Annotated in this window: 20 protein-coding genes; 7 read left to right on the top strand and 13 right to left on the bottom strand. The window is 38.2% G+C overall.

Annotated elements, in window-relative coordinates:
• Positions 1–26: 26 nt before the first annotated feature.
• Together UR08_RS01885 and UR08_RS01880 are read right to left on the bottom strand one after the other, a co-directional pair.
• Positions 27–2,303 (bottom strand): ribonucleoside-diphosphate reductase subunit alpha, encoded by a 2,277-nt coding sequence (locus tag UR08_RS01885; protein ID WP_115751971.1) that lies wholly within the window; start codon positions 2,301–2,303, stop codon positions 27–29.
• Positions 2,304–2,794: 491 nt separating this feature from the next.
• Positions 2,795–4,135 (bottom strand): MATE family efflux transporter, encoded by a 1,341-nt coding sequence (locus UR08_RS01880; RefSeq protein WP_115751970.1) that lies wholly within the window; start codon positions 4,133–4,135, stop codon positions 2,795–2,797.
• Positions 4,136–4,333: 198 nt separating this feature from the next.
• Here UR08_RS01880 and UR08_RS01875 point away from each other — a divergent pair, with 198 nt between their 5' ends.
• The gene (locus UR08_RS01875) at positions 4,334–4,678 is read left to right on the top strand and encodes a YxeA family protein (protein ID WP_115751969.1); all 345 of its coding nucleotides are present in this window, start codon (positions 4,334–4,336) and stop codon (positions 4,676–4,678) included.
• 57 nt (positions 4,679–4,735) lie between these two features.
• Here the strand turns inward: UR08_RS01875 and UR08_RS01870 are convergent, their stop codons facing one another.
• Positions 4,736–5,104 (bottom strand): hypothetical protein, encoded by a 369-nt coding sequence (locus tag UR08_RS01870; protein WP_115751968.1) that lies wholly within the window; start codon positions 5,102–5,104, stop codon positions 4,736–4,738.
• 79 nt (positions 5,105–5,183) lie between these two features.
• Positions 5,184–6,161, bottom strand: coding sequence for a phosphate acetyltransferase (gene pta, locus UR08_RS01865; RefSeq protein WP_115751967.1), 978 nt, complete (start codon positions 6,159–6,161; stop codon positions 5,184–5,186).
• Positions 6,162–6,436: 275 nt separating this feature from the next.
• Between pta and UR08_RS01860 the strand changes: the two genes are divergently transcribed.
• The gene (locus tag UR08_RS01860; RefSeq protein WP_115751966.1) at positions 6,437–7,588 is read left to right on the top strand and encodes an aminotransferase class I/II-fold pyridoxal phosphate-dependent enzyme; all 1,152 of its coding nucleotides are present in this window, start codon (positions 6,437–6,439) and stop codon (positions 7,586–7,588) included.
• 42 nt (positions 7,589–7,630) lie between these two features.
• On the opposite strand, the gene UR08_RS01855 is transcribed toward UR08_RS01860, so the two are convergent.
• The 7 genes from UR08_RS01855 to UR08_RS01825 form a co-directional block, all read right to left on the bottom strand.
• The gene (locus UR08_RS01855; RefSeq protein ID WP_115751965.1) at positions 7,631–8,779 is read right to left on the bottom strand and encodes an ArgE/DapE family deacylase; all 1,149 of its coding nucleotides are present in this window, start codon (positions 8,777–8,779) and stop codon (positions 7,631–7,633) included.
• Between the two features lie 139 nt (positions 8,780–8,918).
• Entirely contained in the window at positions 8,919–9,779 is an 861-nt protein-coding gene (locus tag UR08_RS01850) for an NAD(P)-dependent oxidoreductase (protein ID WP_115751964.1), read from the bottom strand.
• Between the two features lie 14 nt (positions 9,780–9,793).
• Entirely contained in the window at positions 9,794–10,834 is a 1,041-nt protein-coding gene (locus tag UR08_RS01845) for a YdcF family protein (protein WP_115751963.1), read from the bottom strand.
• Between the two features lie 111 nt (positions 10,835–10,945).
• On the bottom strand, positions 10,946–11,782 hold the full coding sequence (locus UR08_RS01840) for a hypothetical protein (RefSeq protein ID WP_115751962.1): 837 nt from the start codon (positions 11,780–11,782) through the stop codon (positions 10,946–10,948).
• Positions 11,783–11,972: 190 nt separating this feature from the next.
• A complete protein-coding gene (locus tag UR08_RS01835) occupies positions 11,973–12,875 on the bottom strand; it encodes a hypothetical protein (protein ID WP_115751961.1) in 903 nt (300 codons plus the stop codon).
• Between the two features lie 156 nt (positions 12,876–13,031).
• Positions 13,032–14,750, bottom strand: a complete 1,719-nt coding sequence (ptsP, locus tag UR08_RS01830) for a phosphoenolpyruvate--protein phosphotransferase (RefSeq protein WP_115751960.1) — start codon at positions 14,748–14,750, stop codon at positions 13,032–13,034.
• Positions 14,750–15,016, bottom strand: coding sequence for a phosphocarrier protein HPr (locus tag UR08_RS01825; protein ID WP_036072022.1), 267 nt, complete (start codon positions 15,014–15,016; stop codon positions 14,750–14,752). Before UR08_RS01825 ends, ptsP begins: the two co-directional genes overlap by 1 nt.
• A gap of 366 nt (positions 15,017–15,382) precedes the next feature.
• Between UR08_RS01825 and UR08_RS01820 the strand changes: the two genes are divergently transcribed.
• Together UR08_RS01820 and UR08_RS01815 are read left to right on the top strand one after the other, a co-directional pair.
• Positions 15,383–15,592 (top strand): YkvS family protein, encoded by a 210-nt coding sequence (locus UR08_RS01820; protein WP_205757216.1) that lies wholly within the window; start codon positions 15,383–15,385, stop codon positions 15,590–15,592.
• Between the two features lie 78 nt (positions 15,593–15,670).
• Entirely contained in the window at positions 15,671–17,152 is a 1,482-nt protein-coding gene (locus UR08_RS01815) for a phytoene desaturase family protein (protein WP_115751958.1), read from the top strand.
• A gap of 86 nt (positions 17,153–17,238) precedes the next feature.
• Here the strand turns inward: UR08_RS01815 and UR08_RS01810 are convergent, their stop codons facing one another.
• Positions 17,239–18,042, bottom strand: a complete 804-nt coding sequence (locus tag UR08_RS01810; protein WP_115751957.1) for a DUF422 domain-containing protein — start codon at positions 18,040–18,042, stop codon at positions 17,239–17,241.
• Between the two features lie 150 nt (positions 18,043–18,192).
• Here UR08_RS01810 and UR08_RS01805 point away from each other — a divergent pair, with 150 nt between their 5' ends.
• Positions 18,193–18,804, top strand: a complete 612-nt coding sequence (locus tag UR08_RS01805) for a CPBP family intramembrane glutamic endopeptidase (protein ID WP_115752686.1) — start codon at positions 18,193–18,195, stop codon at positions 18,802–18,804.
• Between the two features lie 32 nt (positions 18,805–18,836).
• On the opposite strand, the gene UR08_RS01800 is transcribed toward UR08_RS01805, so the two are convergent.
• Positions 18,837–19,508: an O-methyltransferase gene (locus UR08_RS01800; RefSeq protein WP_115751956.1), complete on the bottom strand. Its 672-nt coding sequence runs from the start codon at positions 19,506–19,508 to the stop codon at positions 18,837–18,839.
• Between the two features lie 229 nt (positions 19,509–19,737).
• On the opposite strand from UR08_RS01800, the gene UR08_RS01795 reads away from it, so the two are divergent.
• Positions 19,738–21,924 (top strand): ATP-dependent Clp protease ATP-binding subunit, encoded by a 2,187-nt coding sequence (locus UR08_RS01795; RefSeq protein WP_115751955.1) that lies wholly within the window; start codon positions 19,738–19,740, stop codon positions 21,922–21,924.
• 162 nt (positions 21,925–22,086) lie between these two features.
• A complete protein-coding gene (locus UR08_RS01790) occupies positions 22,087–23,130 on the top strand; it encodes an acyltransferase family protein (protein ID WP_115751954.1) in 1,044 nt (347 codons plus the stop codon).
• The last annotated feature ends 32 nt before the right edge of the window (positions 23,131–23,162 follow it).

The raw sequence follows: 23,162 nt of genomic DNA, 5'->3' as shown, positions 1-23,162 counted from the left end.
CAAATTCCCTGCCTCATCGTTCTTTATCAGCTTGAGCACCATTCGCATTCTTCGATATCAATATCATTCGAGCGAACATAGTAAGTTGTTTTAAGATTTTCTCTCCATGCCGTTAAGTGAAGTTCAAGCAACGTACTTGCTTTGATTCCACTTGGTACATAAAAGTTAAAGCTTAGAGATTGGTCAACATGGCGTTGACGGCGACCATTTTGACGAACACTTGCAAATTGATCTAGCTTATAAGCGCCTTTTTCATAGTATGGATATGTGGAAAGACTTAGATCCGGTGCAATTACTGGACGTCTGTAATCTTTCTTTTCTTCATAATAGAACGCACTATAAATTGGATCAATCGAAGCTGTGGATCCAGCAATTTGAGCTGTACTCATGTTTGGTGCAACAGCAACAAGGTAAGCATTACGAATACCATTTTGTCCCACGTCTTCTGCTAGTTCACGCCAGCTCTCACTTGTATAGCCGCGACTTGAGAAGTATTCACCTGTATTCCAGTCACTGCCTTTAAATACGCTATAAGCGCCTTTTTCTTTTGCTAAACGAGAACTTGCTTGAATCGTTAAGAAGTTGATTTTTTCATACAGTTCATCTGCAAATTCTTCAGCTTCTTTTGAATCCCATGCAATGTTTTTAATCGCTAGTAAATGATGCCAACCAAATGTTCCAAGTCCAATTGAACGGTATTTCCGGTTCGTAATTGTGGCTTGTGGAACAGGCAATTCATTCAAGTCAATAACGTTATCAAGCATGCGAACTTCAATGTCAATCAAGCGTTCCATTGTGCCTGCTTCTTCAGCCACAACAGCCCGTCCAAGGTTGATCGAAGACAGGTTGCAGACAACGAAATCTCCTGCTTGTTTTGTGATAACAATTTGATCTCCAGAAATCATTTCTTGGATCACTCGAGTTGGACTCATGTTTTGCATAATTTCTGTGCAAAGATTACTAGAATAAATCATACCTTCATGTTTATTTGGATTTTTGCGGTTTACTTCGTCACGGTAAAACATGAACGGGTTCCCAGTTTCAAGTTGGCTCACCATGATGCGCTTCATGATATCAATAGCTTTCACGATTTTTTTACTGATCGTTTCATCAGCCACTAATTCTTCATATTTTTCGCGGAAAGAACCTTCCCCTTTTTTCTCATCATAGAAGTCTTGTAAATACCAACCTTTTTTCGCTTTCACTTCATGCGGGTCAAATAAATACCAGTCTCCTCGGCGTTCTACTGCTTCCATGAATAAGTCTGGAATACACACTGCTGTGAAGATGTCATGTGCACGTAAACGTTGGTCTCCGTTGTTTAAACGAAGGTCAAGGAACATTTCAATATCTTTGTGGAATACATCTAGGTAAACAGAAATAGCGCCTTTACGTTGACCTAACTGATCCACACTTACAGCTGTGTTGTTTAATTGCTTAATCCAAGGAATGACGCCACCACTTGCTCCTTTGACGCCACGAATAGGTGCTCCAGTGGAACGCACATAGCCGATGTAAGCTCCAACTCCACCACCATGTTTCGAAACACGAGCAACATCCGTATTGCTGTCATAGATGCCTTGTAAGCTGTCATCGATCGTATCGATAAAGCAACTCGAAAGTTGTCCGCCTACTTTTCCTGCGTTAGCAAGTGTTGGTGTCGCTACTGTCATATACAAATTGCTAAGTGCCCAGTAAGCTTCACCCACAAGCTCCATACGCTTCGATTTTGGCTCTTCTTGCATCAAATAGAGGGCAATCGTAAGCCAGCGTTCTTGCGGAAGTTCATAGACGTTCCGTGCTTGATCGGTAGCGAGGTAACGAGTGGCTAGAAGATAAAGACCATTATATGTAAACAATTTGTCTTTATCCGGGTCAATCATTTTACCTGCTTCAATCAATTCTTCTTTCGTGTAATTCTTTAAAATGCTGCCAGAATAAATCCCGCGTTCGCCAAGACTTTCCTGTAAGCCAATATAAGAGCCGTATTTATCGTCATCATTATAGAAACGATTTTTACTAGCTTTTTTGTATAATTTATTTAAATACAGCCGTGCTGCGAAATGTTCCCATTCAGGCAAATGAATATCCGTTTTTGCTTCTGCCTCACGAATTAAATAATCCGTCAATTCATCAGCGGGGTAATCTTCTTTTTTCTCAATAAAACGGAAAATCTTTTCTTTGTATTCTTTGATGTCAAGCTTTGGAAATTCTTCATGAATTTTATCCAAATAGCGGTTTAAACGATCAGCATCGAAAGGTAATTTCCGATTTCCACCGTCTTTTACAATATAAGTCGTCATTTGCACTCCCCATTTCTTAAAAATTCTTCCAGCCACGTGCGGCTTTTGATCGCGTTCCCCTCTTTTATGTCAAATCATAAAAATTAACTTTTTTAGAAAGAAAAGGCTCCCTTTAAAAAAGCTAAAAACAAGTGATGCGATATTTGGTGTTAACACTATATATGGTATAACTTTTTCATTGTGAATTCAAGATATAGTGCTTATGATTTCTTTTTGAAAACGCATACAACATTGATGTAGAGCGAAAAATTCTTATTTTACTGAATCTAAAGTAAGATTGTGATTAAAAAAACAAAATAGCAACTTAGTAGTTTGGAATGGTTGGAGTGACAAGGTTTTAGAAAATGAGCGTCATTTCACCTGAAAATTAACAAACAATTTCTAACCTTTTATTTTCACAATCTCTAAGCTAGACATACATAAAACCTTGATTTTTTCAAGTCCCAAAACAAAAATTTTTCAATTTTTTTTCGTGAAAAAAACTTCCCATTTTAAGAAACGGGAAGTTTAAATAAATGTTTCGAACGTGCATAAACAAAAATACTTGCAGCAACAATCAATTCAGAAATCGGAATCGCACTAAAGACGCCGGCAGCTCCGAAAAATGGTGGTAAAACAAACAAGAAAATCACCATAAAGATCAATTCTCTTGCGACAGTTACCCATGTCGCCATGCCAATCCGGTCTGTTGTTTGGAAATAGGTCATCATGACAAAGTTAAAGCCCATGAATAAGTAGCTAGAGAAAAAGATGCGCACACCTAGTACAGCCAAATCATGGATATCTGCTTCAAAATCGCCAAATAAGCGAACAATTTGATCAGCGAAAAACAAGCCAATAATGAAAAAGAATGCCCCCGTCAAAATGGCAACAATCGCAGCTAAGCGCACCGTCTCTTTTTCGCGTCGGACGAGTTTAGCTCCGCGATAATAACTAATCAGGGGTTGGATGGCTGATCCCATACCAAGCAACATCATTAAAATAACGCTATGCGAGTAGTTTAAAACGGAAAAGGCCGCCACACCTGCCGTTCCTGCCACAGTTGCAATCGCAATATTATAGCCCATCGTGAAAACTGACATCCCAAGTTCGGATAAAAAACTTGGTAATCCAATTGAAAAAGTTCGCTTAAGCGAATCAAGCGTTAAACTGAAACGAACAAATTTCAACCGACTTGTTTTCTTGAAAAAGTGTGTCGCAAGAATAACAACTCCGATGGCAATAGCGGAAACTGTTGCGAGAGCCGAACCTTTCACACCTAAATCTAAAATGAACAAAAAGATATAATTCAAAAGAACATTCATCACAGCTGTCACAATAAGGGCAACCATTGCTAAGTTTGGATCTCCATCATTTCGCACAAAGATACTTAAAATATTTTCAAGCGTCAAAATAAAACCAAACAACAGCAAAACATTCATATAGTCCATCACATAGGGAATGGTTTCTTCATTCGCACCGAGCGTATACGCAAGCGGAATTCGAAAAATAAAAGCTAAAATAGCGAGTAGGACTGTAATCGCGAACACCATTACAATCGAACGTGTAAAAATAACTTGTGCAAGCCCCACTTTTTTTTCGCCGAGCGCAAACGAATATTGTGTAGCCCCACCGATCCCGATCCAAAGCGAAATTGCTGTAAAAATCGAAAATACAGGGACAGCAATGTTAATTCCCGCAAGTGCCACACCACCAAGGCGATGTCCAACAAAAATACCATCAATGACAATGTTTATCGACATCAAAAGCATACCAACAAGTGAAGGAATTAAATATTTAACATAAACCTTACCGACTGAGCCATTTTCTAAAATTTGATCACTATTTTTCATCTTACATCCCTCTTTTTTACCTAACGGTTATTAGCTTTTCTATTTAACCATATTTTTACTAGAAAAGGCAAGACTTTTTTCTCGAACATGACAAAATTGTAAGGTATATTCTTATTTTGTTAGTTTATCCGAGGGAATGCATGCCTTTTTTTCTGTAGAATAAGAGTATAGAGAAAGAAAAAACTAAAGGAGGGCACTATGAAGAAAAAAACAACTTTGCTAGGACTTCTAGCTGCAACATTGCTCTTATCCACTCTTTTTATTTTTGAATATTTAGTTCCAGATAATCAAACAGCTAGCTCTTATTTTGTTAAAATGAAATCAAATGGAGAACCCGTCAAAAAAAACCAATTTAAAGGCTATAAATACACGGAAACTGTTTATAATTCAAAAGGACAGTCTTCCAAACTTTCTTTTTACTCCGAGAAAAAGCTAGCACAAAATGAACGTTTTAAAATTATCGTAAACAGCAATCATTTGGTTTCGAATTACAAAAAAGTAACCAGCTTGCCTAAAAATGTACAGTATTTAGCAGAAAAATAAGCCAGCTTCTAGCATGTCGATCCTGATTTTACTCAGGATGATAAGCTAGTAAGTGGCTTATTTTTCTTGGCGAATATTTTCATTGTAATAGTGAATCACGTGGCGCACAAAAAGCTGCGCGACAACCATTAATGCCCAAGTATAAATCAACATGAAATGCTCCCCAAATGGCTCATAATATTCCATATCCTCTACTAGGAAAAAATGGGCAAATAAAAATGAAAAGACTAAACTACCTAGATTCCAACACAGCAAACTGAGTATGGAATAGTTTTTACTCACATAACCCGTTAACACAAAGTAAAAAATGGTCAGCGGGATAAGAAACCACGGATAAGTGGCAGAAGCCGTGAACGCATACTCAATATAAAAATATAAAAAAGGCGCAGGTACGCACGCAAGAATCGGAAATAAAATGCGTTTCATAAATTTATCCTCCTTTTCTTTTTCATACCCACTTGTACGCCTAATTATGCAAAAAATCCAAGCCGAGGCTTGGATTTTTTTATTCGCTAACTGCTTGAGCAGCGGTAATCAATGAAAGATTGTAAACATCTTGCGTGTTGCATCCGCGTGATAAATCGTTAACAGGCGCATTTAAACCTTGTAAAATCGGCCCTACCGCTTCAAAGTTTCCAAGACGTTGTGCAATTTTATACCCGATGTTTCCTGCTTCAAGGCTTGGGAAGATAAATACATTAGCGTCTCCTTTTAATACAGAACCTGGTGCTTTTTGTTCAGCCACACTTGGAACGAATGCCGCATCAAATTGGAATTCCCCGTCAAGTGTCAATTCAGGTGCTTTTTCTTTCGCTAATTGAGTAGCTTCCGCAACTTTTTCAGTCTCATCCGATTTAGCGGATCCTTTTGTTGAAAAGCTTAGCATTGCAACACGTGGATCAATATCGAAAATTGAAGCCGTTCCAGCACTGACGACCGCATTTTCAGCTAAGTCTGCTGCCGTTGGTGCAATGTTGATTGCTACATCACTAAATAAGTAACGTTCTGTGTCACGAACCATAATCATCGCGCCTGCCACTTTCGAAATACCAGGTTTTGTTTTAATAATTTGCAAAGCTGGACGAACCGTATCCCCCGTTGAATGAATCGCTCCGCTTACTAGCCCGTCTGCTTTTCCAGTGAAAACAAGCATCGTTCCAAAGTAATTTGGATCAAGTAAAAGTTTTTCAGCGTCTGCTTGCGTTGCTTTTCCTTTTCTACGTTCTACAAAAGCCGCTACAAGTTCAGGGAAATCAGCATCGTCTTGTGGATTTCTTATTTCAACACCTGTAAGATCCACACCTGCTTTTTTAGCTGCCGCTGCGATTTCTTCTTCTGTTCCAAGAAGAATCGGTTCAACAATTCCTTCTTCTTTTAACTTAGCTGCAGCACCAGCAATTCTTTCATCTTTTCCTTCTGGCAGAACAATCTTAACGTTTTTTCCTGCCACTTGTTTTTTAATAGATGTAAATAAATCGCTCATTTTCGCAATTCCTCCCAATTTCTTCGTATTCCTTATCCTTCCTATCATACTATAACTTGTGTAATAAAAAAACCTGAAAAACAGCTCATTTCCTTGTCTTTCCTGCTATATGACAGCTACATGACAACGGCTAACTAGGTTATTTGAAGGCTTGCCCTTGGAATCTTTTTTCCTGTACTAATCACTTGTTCCCGTTTCTCTTCCCTCCTGTTCGCCTTTTGCCGCTTCTTTATGATATGATAAAACACAGAACAAATAGAAAAAAGGTGAAGTGTATGTTAAAACCCATTCGACCTGAATTAGCAGAAATTCAAATTAGCGGCATTCGTCGCTTTAATACACGCGTTTCTGGCACTCTTGGTATGATTAAATTAACGCTCGGTGAACCGGACTTCTATACGCCAGAACATATCAAACAAGCGGCGATAGATGCGATTCATGAAAATTTCACAAACTATACAAATAATGCTGGTATGCCTGAACTTCTTCGTGCGGCTTCCGACTATTTTAATGAGAAGTATCAACTTGGTTTCTCAGAAGAAGAAATTATTACAACAGTTGGAGCAACAGAAGCAATTGCAGTGGCGCTTGAAACGATCCTTAGCGCTGGCGATGAAGTCATTTTACCAGACCCGATTTATCCAGGATACGAACCGATCATTCGCCTCCTCGGAGCGGTCCCTATTAAGGTAGATACGACAGCTAGTGGTTTTAAATTAACACCGGAACAACTAGAACAAGCGATTTCGGAAAAAACGAAAGCACTGATTCTGCCTTATCCTTCTAATCCAACTGGTGTCTCGTTAGACGAAGCGGAATTAGCTGCACTTGCTTCCGTCTTAGAAAAAACAGGGATTTATGTAGTGGCTGACGAAATTTATAGCGAACTCCATTACGGAGCTGCACACGTTTCTATTCGTAAGTTTTTGCCGAAGCAAACAATCGTAATCAATGGTTTATCGAAGTCTCATGCGATGATAGGCTTTCGAATTGGCTTTTTGATGGCAGAAAAAAACTTGCTAAAAGAAATGCTTAAAGTACATCAATATACCGTTACTTGCGCAAGTTCGATCAGCCAAAAAGCGGCCCTTGAAGCCGTTACAAACGGAAAAGAAGATTGCCTGCCGATGCGCACTGAATATAAAACACGGGCCGGCTTTGTCGAGCAACGACTACTCAAAATGGGTTTTGAAATCATCCCGCCAGATGGCGCCTTTTATTTTTTCGTTAAATTGCCCGATTCCGTTCAAGAAAATGCTTTCGACTGGGCCGTGCGCCTTGCAGAAGAAGCCAAAGTAGCAGTTGTTCCCGGAGAAGCTTTTTCCGAGAAAGGCGAGCGCTACTTCAGACTATCTTATGCGGCATCTTTTGATGACCTTGCTGAAGCGATGGAACGCATGCAAAACTTCATGGCCCAATTTCAATAAAAAAAAGCGATTCGAGGTTTCCCTCGAATCGCTTTTTTTCGCTTACTTCTCATTCAAAAAACCCACCATCATATCCTTATACACTTCAATCATATCCATGTAATTTTGGATGGAAACATATTCGTCCACTTGGTGAGCCATTTCTCCATTACCTGGACCAAAAATAATGACCGGAAATTCTTTTTTGGCTTTGATAAACTCAGCTGCATCCGTCGTTCCTGCCGCCGTAACGAACTTGATTTTTTCGCCGGTTTGTTTTTCATAAGCCGCTTGGCCGATTCGTGCAATATCCGAATCTTTATCACTAAAAACAGGAAGCTTATCATAGTCCCAAACAAGCTCCAATTTCACATCTTTTTCCGCATTTAGCTTTTTCAAAATATCCGCAAACACGCTTTGAATTTTTTCATTATCCACCTCGGGAATCGTCCGAATGTTCCCTTGTAGCTTCGCAAATTCAGGAATGCTATTTACTTGATTCCCGCCTGAAACGACGGTCGCATTGTGCGTGAAGTTGCCAAGTAATGGACTGCTTTCCTTAATCGAAGCGACAAAATCTTCAACTTCATTATAAAAAAGCATCAAGTTATCGATTGCATTGACTCCAAATTCTGGCATGGAGCTGTGTGCATTCTTGCCGTATGAACTCACCGTATAATTCATGGATCCCTTATGCGCATAGCAAATTTGTGGCCCACTTGGTTCCCCGATAACAAGCGCATCCAAATCATCCGCATAGCCTTCTGAAGTCAACTGTTCGGCTCCAAGCTCCCCGATTTCTTCTCCAACTGTCGCAAGAAGCTTCACCTTGCCGGGAAGTTCTGTCTTTTCTTCTTTCAATTCAATCATTGCGATCACCATCGCAGCAAGCCCAGACTTCATATCCGTCGATCCACGGCCATAAAGTTTCCCGTCTTTTTCAGTCGCTTCAAACGGTGGATAAGTCCATTTTGACACGTCTCCAGCGTCGACAACATCCATATGCCCCGAAACACCAAGCACGCGTTTACCGTTTTCTCCAATTTCACTAACCAGACTAGCTCGATTTTCAGCAAATTGAACTTTTTCTGAATCAATGCCATGCTTTTTAAAAAGGTTCGCTAAATAATCTGCGACTTCTTCTTCATTTCCATTCGTTGAATCAATGTTTACAATGTCTTTAAGAACCTGCAATCTTTCCAGTTGTTTCATGTTCGATTCCCTTCCTTCTGTAAAGTCATATATTTAGTTCCCTCTATCTCTAGTTTCAAACTAACTTTTTGCAAATTTAATGTTTGATTTCCCTTCAAAATAAAGCCTGCAAAAATATATTTGCAGGCTCCTTCTTTCTTCACTGATAGTACTTAATTAGTGCTTGCGTTCCTTCATCACTCAAACCATGATCCGCCAAAGTTTGATACATTTTTTCAGCTAACTCAAGTCCTGGCAGCTCAAGCTTCATTTTTGCCGCTTCATCTAGTGCAATTCGCATATCTTTAATAAAATGCTTGATGAAAAATCCCGGTGAAAAGTCATCCTTTAAGACACGTGGAATTAAATTCGATAGTGACCAGCTTCCTGCAGCTCCTGACGAAATGGACTGTAAAACTTTTTCTGGATCAAGCCCTGCTTTTTCTGCATAAACAATCGCCTCTGTCACACCAATCATGTTTGAAGCGATGGCGATTTGGTTGACCATTTTCGTGTGTTGACCAGACCCAGCCTCGCCTTGAAAAACAATATTTTCTCCAAGAACCTCAAACACTTCCCGAACATGTTCAAACACCTTACGATCACCACCAATCATGATTGAAAGCGTTCCGTTTTTAGCCCCAATATCTCCACCAGAAACGGGGGCGTCAAGTACATCAATTTCAGCCGCCTTTCCCTCACTATAAATCGCTTTGGCAAGTTCAGGAGAAGAAGTTGTCATATCCACTGCAACCGTGCCTTTTCTCATCGTTTCAAGAAAGCCACCTTCTGATAAATACAATTCTTCCACGTCTGTTGGATAACCTACCATCGTAATCAAAAGCTCAACTACTTCCGCAAGCTTAGCAGGATTATCATGCCAAATGGCCCCACTTTGGATAAGCGAATCTGCTTTTTTCTTCGTACGTGTATAAATATGTACCGTATAGCCATAATTCAGTAAATTTTGCGCCATACTTTTTCCCATCACACCGATTCCAACAAAGCCAATTTCTTTCATGATTCTTTCCTCCTTTAAAGTAACTGCATAAATACAAGTACGGCAAAAACGAAAAACAGAAAGCCGACAATAAATAAATGAACAAATTTATACATCATCACAATCCCAATAAATTCCCGAATTAACGCACTTGGCATATAATAAAGAGCAGTTTTTGATCCAATCCCCTGACTTTTCAAGCCCGCTTTCCTTGCGTACAAACTTGCTCGAAACAAATGAAAATTATTCGTGACAAAAATACTCCGATAAGAATCCATGATCGTATCCATTTTTTCCTTTGAAAATTTCATATTTTGCAGGGTATTGATAGATTTATCTTCCATCAAAATATACGCCTCTGGAATTCCCTTGCTAACCAAATATTTGCGCATCGCACTTGCTTCTGAAATCAATTCATCTGCACCCTTGCCACCAGAAACAACAAAACTGGCTTTCTTTCCGGTTTTCTTTTCTTGCTTATAATAAAAATCCATCGCTTTATCCAAACGACTTGCAAGAAGTGGCGGAACCTTGTCGCCAATTAATCCACTACCGAGTACAATGATAAAATCCTGATGGTACCGCGGAAAATTATATTGATAAATAAAAGTCGACACTAAAAAAGTGACAAAGAAGAAAGTAAAGTAACTAATGACAAGTAAAACAAAGAAATAGCATAACCACAAAATCGGACTTCCTCCAATAACCAAACCTTGGGCAATCCCCCAAATAAAAAGTCCTAAAAACAAAATCCCTAGAAACATCGGAAGTAAGTTCGCAAGCCTTCTACTTTCTTTTCTCATCATCGTCCGCCCGTTCATAATGAGACCAATAATAATCCCGAAGAAAAAAAACGGAATCAATAACACCAGTAAAATTAATAATCCCGTTACAAGAACCTGCAGAATATCAGATCGACTCGAAGCCGTCGCTGCAAAGGCCCAGTACAAAATAAATAATAGCCCAGAAAAAAGACCCAGCGTAAGAAAAATCCCATTGCTAATTCTTCGCCTATCCCAAACATAAAGCACAAGAAAAATCAACAAAAAGAAAATCGCAGCATAAGCAAAGAACAATGACTTCAACCCCTTTTTTTATTCCCTCTTATTATAAAGAGTTTTCCCCATCTTTTTCAAGAAGGAACTAAAAGAGCCTTGACTCAATTGATCAAGACTCTCATTCCCTATTTAGCCATAACATTTTGAACAAGGTGTTAAACCACGTGCTTTTGCTTCACTCAGTGTCGCTGGATAATAAGTCCCGTTGCCACATTTATGGTTATGATATTTCGATCCCGTTGCTGTAACAAGAACTTGCTGTTCATTTTTATCGCCCGCTGCCTGCCCATTTTGTGAACCAGACTGCCCACCATTTTGACTTTGTCTCTCTTTTGCAGCGGCCTGTTTTTCGCGTTCTCGCGCTTCATCTTGTTTTCGAATTTCCTGTTTCTTTCGTGCCTCTTCTTGTCGTTTTACTTCTTCTTGTTTTGCTAGTGCGGCCTCGCGCTCTTGTTGTTTCGCCTCCTCTTGCTTAGCTAGCGCTTCTTTTTCAGCCTTACTTTTTACAGTTGAATGTTCGACTTTAATCGTTTCACTAAACTTAACAACTTTCTTTTTAGTAACATCTTCACCCTTTAAGTGCTGTCCTTTTTTACCAATTATTTTTTTCACACTTCGAGGCTGTTTTTTAGGCTGATAAGATTGATAAGTAACTTTATACGTTCCATTTGGTAATTCATCGACCGTTTTTTTCAGCTTTCCATTTTTTGCTACTTTCACTTTGACTTCTTTTTCAAATTGATTAGCATCACTGACCACCACAAAAAATTTCATTTTGTACGGTAAATTGGTTTGGACATGAAGTTTAGCTTCCTCTTTATTTACTTTACTGGCAGCTAGTACTCCAACATGTACAGTTTTAGACGCAGCCTCAGCTGATTGAGCTGGTACTAAAACAGAAGCTAAAATTAAAAATAAAACAAAAAACAGATTCTTCCCTTTAAAACTTAATCTTGAAGTCGGCATATAACATTCTCCCTTTTCTTTTTTTTCCATCCAAAATAGTCTATTGCATTTATGTGTCATATTGATCGTTTCTCGATTGAACACAATTAAATAAATAGAACAAATTTACTATAGCATATTTTTCTGTTTTCTACTATTACTATATATAAAAGAGCCTAGTATTTTGACTAAGCTCTTGCAGTTGAGCACATTATCGATAACACTTAGAACAAGGCGTTAAACCACGTGCTTTTGCTTCACTCAGTGTCGCTGGATAATAAGTCCCGTTGCCACATTTATGGTTATGATATTTCGATCCCGTTGCTGTAATAAGAACTTGCTGTTCATTCTTATCTACCGACGCTTGCCCATTTTGTGAACCGGAGTTTCCGCTATTTGGACTTTGGCGATCTTTAGCTGCTCTTGCAGCTTCTTGTTTTTCACGTTCTCTTGCTTCTTCTTTTTTTCGGACTGCTTCTTTCTTTCGTTCTTCCTCTTGTTGTGCTAATTCTTCTTGCTTCGCAGAGATCTTATTCCAGATCCCGTCAATACGATAACTATAGTCGGACATCGTCAAATACTTACTCTTTGTGATGTAATCCTTTGCTCGGTCTAAATCAGCATTTCCCAAGCTATTTTCCGCTACCGCAAGCAATCGATCCGCTTCATTTTTTTCATTCTCTTCTTCAATTCGTGTTTGTTCTTCTTTCGCTTTTTCTTCAGCTTTAAAAGCCAAATAGCCTTTACTTAATACAACCGAAACTTCTACTTTCTTTTGCTTCATTTTTTTCTTTTTTGCAGTAACTACAACTTGATAGTCTTCGTCTGCTGTTACGTCATCACTAAATTCAAAGTTCCCGTCTTGGTCAGCCGTCGTTTCTCTTTCTCCGTTGTTATAAAGTGTAGCTCCTGGTTCTGTCTTCCCAGAAATCGTAAAGTTCCCGTGATCATCTGTTTCCACTTTATCACTTTTCACTGACAACTTAACTTGTTTAACAACTTTCTTCGCTTGCTTTTCATGCTCGGACTGACTCGACTCCGGATTCGTTCCACAAGCCGTAAGTCCTGAAAACATAACTGTGACTAAACTGACTACAACCATCCATTTTTTCATTCTGTTCTCCCCTTTATGTCTTTTATGCTATTGTCTTTTAGTGTCTGATGTTTATTTATCAGCCAATTCTAAAATCACAGTTTTACTATACCATGTTTAGGCCATTCGTTCCACATAAAAAAAGACCGAGGAAAAATCCCCGGTCTTAGTAGCCGCTTATTCAGCAGTATATTTCTCAACAAGTGCAACTACTTCTTCAGCTGTTGCTTGGTTAAGAGCTTTATCAGCAAGCTCAACCATTTTTGTTTGATCTAAACGTTTGATTAATGAACGAGATTTCAAAATGCTTGAAGCACTCATCGAAAATTCGTCAAGTCCCATTCCAAGCAGAAGCGGAATCGCTGTTTGATCTCCAGCCATTTCCCCACACATTCCTGTCCATTTTCCTTCTTTATGAGAAGCATCAATAACGTTTTTAATTAAACGTAAGATAGATGGATTGTAGGGTTGGTAAAGATAAGAAACACGTTCATTCATGCGGTCTGCCGCCATTGTATATTGAATTAAATCATTTGTTCCGATTGAGAAGAAATCCACCTCTTTTGCAAACTGATCAGCAAGAACAGCTGCGGCCGGAATTTCAATCATGATTCCAAGTTCAATATTTTCATTCACGTCAGTTCCAGAAGCAACTAGCTTTTGTTTCTCGTCAAGTAAAATCGCTTTAGCTTGACGGAACTCAGCAACTGTCGCAATCATTGGGAACATAATTTTAAGTTTGCCGTGAACACTTGCGCGCAGGAGAGCACGTAATTGCGTGCGGAACAAATCTTCATTTGCAAAGCAAAGTCGAATTGCACGGAATCCTAAGAATGGATTCATTTCTTCTGGAAGATCTAGGTAAGGAAGTGTTTTGTCTCCGCCAATATCAAGCGTACGAACAACAACGGATTTCCCTTCCATTCCTTCTAGAACCGCTTTATAAGCTTCGTATTGCTCTTCTTCAGTTGGGAAATTATCGCGTCCCATGTACAAGAATTCTGTACGATAAAGGCCAACAGCTTCCCCACCATTTGAAATCACACCATCTAAATCGTTTGGCGTCCCAATATTAGCTGCAAGCTCAACATGAACACCATCTTTCGAAACAGTAGATTCATTTTTAAGTTTTTCCCACTCTGCTTTTTGAAGTTCAAAGTCAGACTGGATTTTTTTATAGTGAGCAATTTGGTCATCAGACGGATTGATGATAACGTTACCTTCAAGCCCATCAATAATAACCATATCGTCTTTTTTCGTATCTGCTGTTACTTCTTTTGTTCCAACAACCGCTGGAATTTCAAGCGAACGAGCCATGATAGCGGAGTGCGAGGTACGCCCACCAATATCTGTTACAAAACCTTTTACGAACTGACGATTAAGTTGTGCTGTATCAGAAGGCGTTAAATCCTTCGCAACAACAACTACTTCTTCATCAATTAGGGCTGGATTTGGAATCGTTACACCTAGCAGATGAGAAAGAATACGTTTACGCACGTCACGAATATCTGCAGCACGTTCACGCATGTATTCGTTGTCCATCGACTCAAACATGCCAATGAACATATCCGTTGTTTCTTGCAATGCAGCTTCTGCATTCACTTTGTTATTTTTAATATTTTCTTCGATCGGCCCGATCATTTCAGGGTCACCTAAAACTAACAAATGCGCATCAAAAATTTGTGCTTTATCCTCACCCAAACTTTTAGCAGCTTGTTCGCGGATCTTTGTAAGTTCAGATTGTGAAATTGATACGGCATCTTGAAAACGTTTAACTTCGCTTTCTGCATCAGCCACTTCAGATTTTTCAAAAGATAAATCTGGTTCAACGAGCAGATAAGCTTTCGCAATGGCGATCCCGTCAGATGCTGCGATCCCTTTCAACTCTTTTACCATTATTCAGCCATGCCTTCTTTCTTAAGTACCTCAGTTAAACCTTCAATCGCTTCTTTTTCGTCACTACCTTCAGCAGTGATTTTGATTTCAGCGCCTTTGCCAACTCCAAGTGACATAACACCCATGATTGATTTAAGGTTTACAGATTTACCAGAGTTTTCAAGGTTAATATCAGAGCTGTATTTGCTTGCCGCCTGCACGAGTAAAGTCGCCGGACGGGCGTGAATTCCTGTTTCATCGATAACTACAAAACTTGCTTGTTCCATATTGACATTCTCCTTTATCAAAGAAATTTTAATGTGACCTTTTTCACCAAAAAAGGAATTTTAACAAAAAAGGCTATCTCTCAATTTAAAAGACTACCATTTTTTTGCCTTTGTTACAACTATTTCACGCGCATTTTTTGGCCAAAAAAATCGTTACTATTCCATTTTATCCGAATTAGCTTGAAAAGGCAATAACTCACGCCTTTTCGGGCTGTTTTACGTCCCAGCAAAAAACTTATTTCTTCCTTTAATACTAGCATCCCCCTTTCCTTTCACGGATTAACAGCCATATTAGTTGCAATTATTAAAATTTTAGTGCAGACTGGAACTATTAGTATTTCATAAAAAAACGGTTTCATATCAATTATGACGGGAGCGATAAATATGGCAAAAGCACATATCGGTGATATCATTGAATTCAAGGATGGTTTAACTGGAATTGTTGAAAAAATCAACGAAAACTCTGTTATTGTCGATTTAACTTATATGGAAAACTTTAACGACCTCGGTATGGAAGAAAAAACAGTAGTCAATCATAAAAACTATAAAATTATTCATTCAGCAAACAACGATTAATCAAAAGCGCAAATTAACGTTTTTTTGTTAAAGTTGCGCTTTTTTAATGGATTTTTTTTACTGGAAGGTGGACAAAAAATGCCAAAAAAAGCAGTGATTATCGGGGCAGGTCCCGGTGGCTTAGCAACAGCTATGCGCCTTCTCGCAAGTGGCTATCAAGTAGATGTTTTTGAAAAAAGCAGCGTGATTGGCGGACGAACAAGTAAGCTTGCACTTGGAAATTATTCGTTTGACTTGGGGCCTTCTTCCCTTACAATGCCCCATCAACTTACTTCGCTGTTTATGAATTCGCACCGTAATTTACATAATTACTTAACCTTACTACCAATAGATCCTTTGTATCGATTGTTTTTTCCATCTGGCAAAACCTTTGCTCCTTCTGGAAATCAAAAAGCAACCATTCAAGAATTAAATCGAGTTTTTCCTGGCAACGAAACAAACTTTTATCATTTTATGAGTGGAAACGCTAAGAAAATTCTTTACTTGACGCCCCTATTGGATTATAGCTTCGGAAGCTTAACCGATTTCCTACGCCCAACTATGCTACGGGCGATTCCTAGTCTTTCCATTGGGCGAACATTAATTGACGAAACTTCGAGATACTTTGAAGACGAGGAGTTACAGCTTGCCTTCACTTTTCAAATGAAATATATGGGGATGTCTCCTTGGGAAATCCCAGGCATTTATAGCGTACTTCCGTTTTCTGAGTATTACTATGGCTCTTTTCATCCTACTGGCGGGCAAAGTCAAATTTTACAGGCAATGCAAACTGTCATTGAAGAATACCATGGTCGGATTCACTTGAATAGTAGGGTTGAAAAAATCCATACATCCAAACATGAAATCACGGGAATTGAGTTGCAAGATGGTCACTTAGTAACTGCTGACCACTATATCTTAAATGCAGATTTAAGCTATGCTATAAACAACCTTTTTATAACTGATAAACCTTTGAAATTCAAAACTAACATGCCACAAAAGAAATATTCAGCCAGTGCTTTTGTTATTTATTTAGGACTGAATACACTTTTACCAATTGACCATCAAACTATCTTGTTTCCTGAAAACTATAAGGTTCATGCCGATCAAACAACGAATTTAAAGATTCTCTCTGATGAATTTTCTATTCACATCACGAACCCTTCTGTAACTGATACAACGATGGCGCCGATTGGACACTCGGCAGTTCGAATTATGGTTCCCGTCCCTAACAATGAAAGTCAAATTGACTGGGATCAAGAACGTGAGCCATTCAGAAATAAAATTTTTGAAACTGTGAAAGCAAAATTACATTTGGATGATTTAGAAGAGCACATCGTTGAAGAGCATGTGATTACACCAAAAGAATGGGAAAAAGACTTTCATATCCATTTAGGAGCTATTTTCGGAATGATGCAATCCTTCAAGCAAATAGGGATGGGAAATCCCGTGAATAAGCTACATCAACAATTCAAAAACTTATTTGTTGTCGGAACAAGTGCTCATACTGGTACTTCCCTCCCTTACATACTAGAAAGTGCCAAATATGCGGTCAAAAAAATTATTAAGAAAGATTCCTAACAGATTCCTTGAATGATAGAAAAAGAACAGGAGACAAAGCTTAAACCATCTGTAAAATGGGTGTCGCTTTATCCCCTGTTCTATTTTTATGTTTCCGATTCTTTTTTTGACGTGTGCTCGCCTTTTTTATTATCCAAGCTGAAATAATAACAAACAGTGAAAATAATATTGGCAACAAGCCCAACACTAATGGATGCCCAAAAATCAGCATAAAAAGATAAGAAAATAAAAAACGCCAAAATAATCCAGTAAACAATAACAATTTCAGATTTCAAATCTGGATACTTCAAGTTCTCCCACTTATCCGTCAAACTCAAGATAAAATAAATCATTAAATGGAGGATCAGTCCGAGTAACCACCAATTCGCAATATCCGAAAACTGTAAAACGGTTAACCCATTACCGAGAAATGGGAGCTGTTTAGTTTGAACAGAAATGGGCTCAATCAGCACTTCGAAAATCATGACCATCGTTGCAGCAATCACTGAATACATGCCGCCACGCAACCAATCAATTTTCACCTTGAGTGTGATTTCCCTTGCAATCACGTGTGTTCCAGCTATTAAACCAATCCAAATAAAGCCAAAAGTCACAGGAATACCTTGAATGGTAAAACCATAATTGCCACTGTAATTTTCATCAGCAAAACCAAGTTGCATCCATTCAATGCTCGTTGTAACAACAAAAATTAAAATCGTAATAGCAGACCCTAGCCCTTTACCATATTGCATGATAAAAAAAACTGTCGCAAAAATACCCGTAAAAATTAAAAAGATCGAGTGAACCCTTGTCATATTGCTTGGTAACACTCCAAGCGAAATCAAAAGCACACTTGCCAAGAACCATAAAATATAAAGCCATAATAAAAATTTATAGTTTTTTTCTAACACGGTAACACTCCTTTGCTTATTTCAAGCAAAACTTCCCATTTCATTATAGCAAACTCTTATAAAAAAAACTCTTTTTAATAGGAATTGTTGCCAAAATACGGCTTTTCGATTAAAGTAAAGAGTAGAAATGTTTGAAGAGGTGTTATCGTGATTAGAAGCAACAGAATAGATTTTAAATTAATCCTTGGATTAGTGCTTGCAGCAGGATTAATTTTCGTAACATTCAACTATACCAAGAGTTTCTGGTATATGTATGGAGCATCAATGCTGTTTTTACTTAGTTTTGGCATTTTCAATGTGAATTTAAGCAAACAATCTTCAGTCTTAAAAGGACTCATTCCTGCTATTTTTTCAGCAGTCATTTTGTATATCGTATTTTACATAGGCGCTTTTATTTTAAAATTTATGCCGTTTGGCTTAAACAGTGCCGTCCATTCAGCTTTTAATAAATTTTCAACCGACAATTGGTTCATTTGGATTTTAATGATTGTAGCGATTGTTCCAGGGGAAGAAATTTTTTGGCGTGGTTTTGTTTTACAGCGTCTATTAGACTCTTATGCAACTTGGTTTGCCGTATTAGCTTCTACTTTACTAATCACACTGTTTATGTGCTTTAGCGGTAATCCGGCACTAGTCATTGGTATTTTTGTTGCTTCTCTTTTTTGGAATCTGCTTTATGTTTGGCGCCCAAGTTTGATTATGCTCTATTTATCGCACCTGTTGTTTGTCTTCATTTTACTAGCAGCACTTCCTATTTATTAAAAAGCCTTCCCAAGTGGGAAGGCTTTTTAACTCTATTTCGTTACAATTGAAAGACTAAATCCATCAATTCCTTTTATACCAACAGTTGCGATGGCCACTGATTCAAGCGAAGGCTCTGCTGCTATTTTTTCTAAATACTCCTGGATGCCAAGGACTCGTTCATCTAAAGAATGCTCATTTAAGATTTCACCTTCTCGGATGATGTTATCGGCAATGATTAAACTGCCATTTTTAGCTAGTTGAAGACTGTAGTCAAGGTAAAGAGGATTGCTCGCTTTATCTGCATCAATAAAAATAATGTCAAATGGCTCAACATTCTCCTGAACAAGCTCAGCAAGGCTATTTTTAGCTTCACCAACCAGCAATCTTATTTTTTCTTGATACGGACTTCCCTCGAAATTTTTCTGAGCTACTTTCGCAATCTGTGGATCATATTCTAGCGTGACAATTTCACTATTTGCCTCGTTTCGAAGCCCTTTCGCAAAAAAAAGTGTACTATAGCCTGCTAAAGTTCCTATTTCAAGAACTCGTTTAGCCCCGCTCAATTTCGTTAAAAGATATAAAAATTGACCTTGCGCTGGTGAAACTTCAATCGGCGGAAGCCCAGCTGCTTGGCTATTTTGAAGTGCGCGAACAAGAAAATCATCTTGTTTTACTAAAAGCGACATTAATTTTTCATCTACCTCGGTAAATTTATCCAACATCCTCACTCCAATCTTCTTATTCATCTGAATTGTAGCATGACTTTTAGTGACTTGTCGCAGTTTTGAAACGTGGTGCTAACTTTTTTTTAGTTAATAATAAAAAATTCAAGCAAAACACTTGAAAGTCAGAAAAGGTCAGTGTATAATAAATTCACAAGGTCAAAGATAGTCAAAGTCAAAAACTAATCTTTGATCCACTATTTACTCTTCCAAAGGAGGAATTTAATTTATGTTATGTCAAAATTGTAAACAGAATGAAGCACGCATTCAGTTATATATGAATATAAATGGACAGCGCGTCGAGATGCCGCTTTGCGAGTCTTGCTACGCTGAACTTAAAAACCGTAATCAAAACAACTTGCAAGGAGGCTTTGGTTCTTCTCCATTCGACGACTTTTTCCGTCAATTAAATGGAAACAGAAATCCAAACTTCGGTGCAGAAAGAGATGTAAACCGTGAAAGACAAAGTCAAGTTCAAACACAAGCACCAGGAAACGGTGGAGGTTTACTTGATGAATTTGGAACCAATTTAACGGATCTTGCTAAAAATAATAAACTTGATCCCGTCATTGGTCGCGATGAAGAAATCAAACGGACCATTGAAATTTTAAACCGTCGGAATAAAAACAACCCAGTACTAATTGGGGAACCTGGTGTTGGTAAAACCGCTGTTATTGAAGGTTTAGCATCAGCCATTGTTGAAGGAAAAGTTCCGAATAAGTTACTCGGTAAAGAAGTGATTTTACTTGATGTGGCTTCACTTGTATCGGGAACTGGAATTCGTGGTCAATTTGAAGAACGTATGAAAAAATTAATTGAAGAATTAACGGAACGTAAAAATACGATTCTATTTATTGATGAAGTGCATACTATTGTTGGAGCAGGTTCAGCTGAAGGCTCAATGGATGCTGGAAACATTTTGAAACCAGCTCTTGCAAGAGGCGAACTGCAAATGATTGGCGCAACAACCTTAAACGAATACCGGAAGATCGAAAAAGATGCGGCGCTTGAACGTCGTTTCCAACCAGTTATGGTAGATGAACCTTCCAAGGAAGCTACACTGACTATTCTAGAAGGACTAAAGAATCGTTATGAAGATTTCCATGAAGTTGTTTATTCAGAAGAAAGCTTACAAGCAGCAATTGATTTAAGCGCTCGCTACATTCAAGATCGTCACTTGCCTGATAAAGCCATTGATTTGATGGATGAGGTAGGTTCAAAATACAACCTTACGATTGAAAAAATGGATGATAAGACAGTCGCTGAACGGCTTGAACGCTTGGAAAATGAAAAAGAAACTGCGCTTAAAAATGAAGACTATGAAAAAGCTGCAACAGTTCGGGATGAAATTACTCGTTTGAAGGAAAATAAAAATGAAGCAGGTATCTCGGAACGCCCTGTTATTCAAGCTTCAGATATCCAAGTTCTAATTGAAGAAAGAACGGGCATTCCGGTTGGTCGTCTCGAACAAGATGAACAATCGAAAATGAAAGATTTAGAAGCGCATTTAAATGACAAAGTGATCGGGCAAAAAGAAGCTGTTCAAAAAGTTGCAAAAGCAATCCGTCGTAGTCGGGTTGGTTTGCAAGTGAAAAATCGTCCTATCGGTTCGTTCTTGTTCGTCGGTCCTACTGGGGTCGGTAAAACAGAACTCGGTAAAACGCTCGCTAATGAATTATTTGGCTCAGAAGACGCGATGATTCGTCTCGATATGTCTGAGTTTATGGAAAAACACAGTGTTTCTAAACTTATTGGTTCGCCTCCAGGCTACGTGGGTCACGATGAAGCGGGTCAATTGACTGAAAAAGTTCGTCGCAACCCTTACAGCATTTTGTTACTTGATGAAATGGAAAAAGCGCATCCTGATGTTCAACACATGTTCTTGCAAATCTTAGAAGATGGTCGTTTGACGGATTCGCAAGGCCGGACGGTAAGCTTTAAAGATACTGTAATCATTATGACAAGTAATGCGGGAACAGGATCTCACGAAGCTTCAGTTGGCTTTAATACAAGCAGTGATGTAGATAAGCTTGAAAAAAGTTCAGACTTGTTGAGCCGACTTGGTTACTACTTCAAACCTGAATTTTTGAACCGGCTAGATAGTGTTATTGAATTTAACAGTCTTGAAAAAGAAGATTTGATGCAAATTGTCGATTTGATGATTGCTGATTTAAATGACATGTTAAAACAAAATGATATGCACATTGAAGTTTCTGAAGATGTGAAGCAAAAATTGATTGATTTAGGTTATGATGCTGAGTTTGGTGCTCGTCCGTTAAGAAGAACGATCCAAGAACACTTGGAAGATCAAATTGCTGATGTGATGATTGATTCAGATGATGCTTCAAGCCTAACTGCAACACTTGATCAAGATGGGCATATTCAAGTTTCAGTACTTGAACATGTTGTAAAATAATCCACTTTAAAAACCAAGCAAGAGGGACTTGCTTGGTTTTTTTTACGATTTAATAAATTATTCATCGTTTTGTTACTGGATTGTCGGTTTATTGTTACCTCATTATGAGAAAATATATAGTAACCGACTCTATACATAGAAAGGAATGTGCGGTGAATTTTTATGACTGAAAGCAAACTTGTTAAGCCACGTGACTATTATTTTGATAATGCGAAATTTATTCTTATTTTTCTTGTCGTGTTTGGACATTTATTGCAGCCCTTTGTCGCCGAACATGACAGCGTACGGATACTTTACAGCATGATTTATACCTTCCATATGCCTGCTTTTATTTTAATTTCTGGCTATTTCGCCAAGGGTTTTAGAAAATCTGGCTATTTAATGAAAACAATGAAAAAATTGATTTTACCTTATTTGCTTTTCCAATCAATTTATTCTATCTTTTACTATTTTTTGCTCAGCGAAGATAGCTTCTCACTTACGTTTCTGGATCCGGAATGGTCTCTTTGGTTCTTGCTTAGCTTATTTTTCTGGAATTTAATGCTTTATGTATTTTCCAAACTAAAACCTACAATAGCTCTCTCTATAGCTGTCGTGATTGGGCTTCTTGCTGGTTATGTAGATTCAATCGATGGCTATTTAAGTTTATCTCGAACTTTCGTATTCTTTCCATTTTTCCTAGCTGGATTTTTCCTTAAAAAAGAACATTTTCTTTATCTGCAGAAGAATGCGGCTAAAATCATTGGCGGAGCTATTTTCATAGCTATTCTTGGATTCGTTTTGGTAAATCCTGGACTCGATGAAGATTGGTTCTTAGGCTCTAAACCTTATGGTGAATTTGTCGATGCTAAAGTTCTTGGATTGCTCATGCGTGTCTTAATTTATGCAATTAGCTTTGCAGCGATTGCGGCTTTCTTTACTTTTGTTCCCAAAAGACAGCTTTTCTTTACAAAATGGGGGAAAAACACGCTTTACGTTTACTTGCTACATGGTTTCTTTATTAAGTCTTTCCGTGAAGCCGGAATGTCCGCTATTAGCTATAACTTTGAAACCTTTATGATTTTAATTATGCTTGCCTTTAGTTTGACAGCACTGTTATCGACAAATATTGTTACAACGATTGTTCAACCCGTTGTGGAACTTCGAATAAATAAAATAAAAAACTTTTTACAGCGAAACAAAAGCTTTTCACATGAAAGCTACTGATTTTTAAGCATAGTCAATTGGGCTGTTTTACG

The sequence above is a fragment of the Listeria kieliensis genome (assembly GCF_003369925.1).
Classification (GTDB): domain Bacteria; phylum Bacillota; class Bacilli; order Lactobacillales; family Listeriaceae; genus Listeria; species Listeria kieliensis_A.
This window is presented reverse-complemented; position numbering and strand designations above follow the sequence as displayed.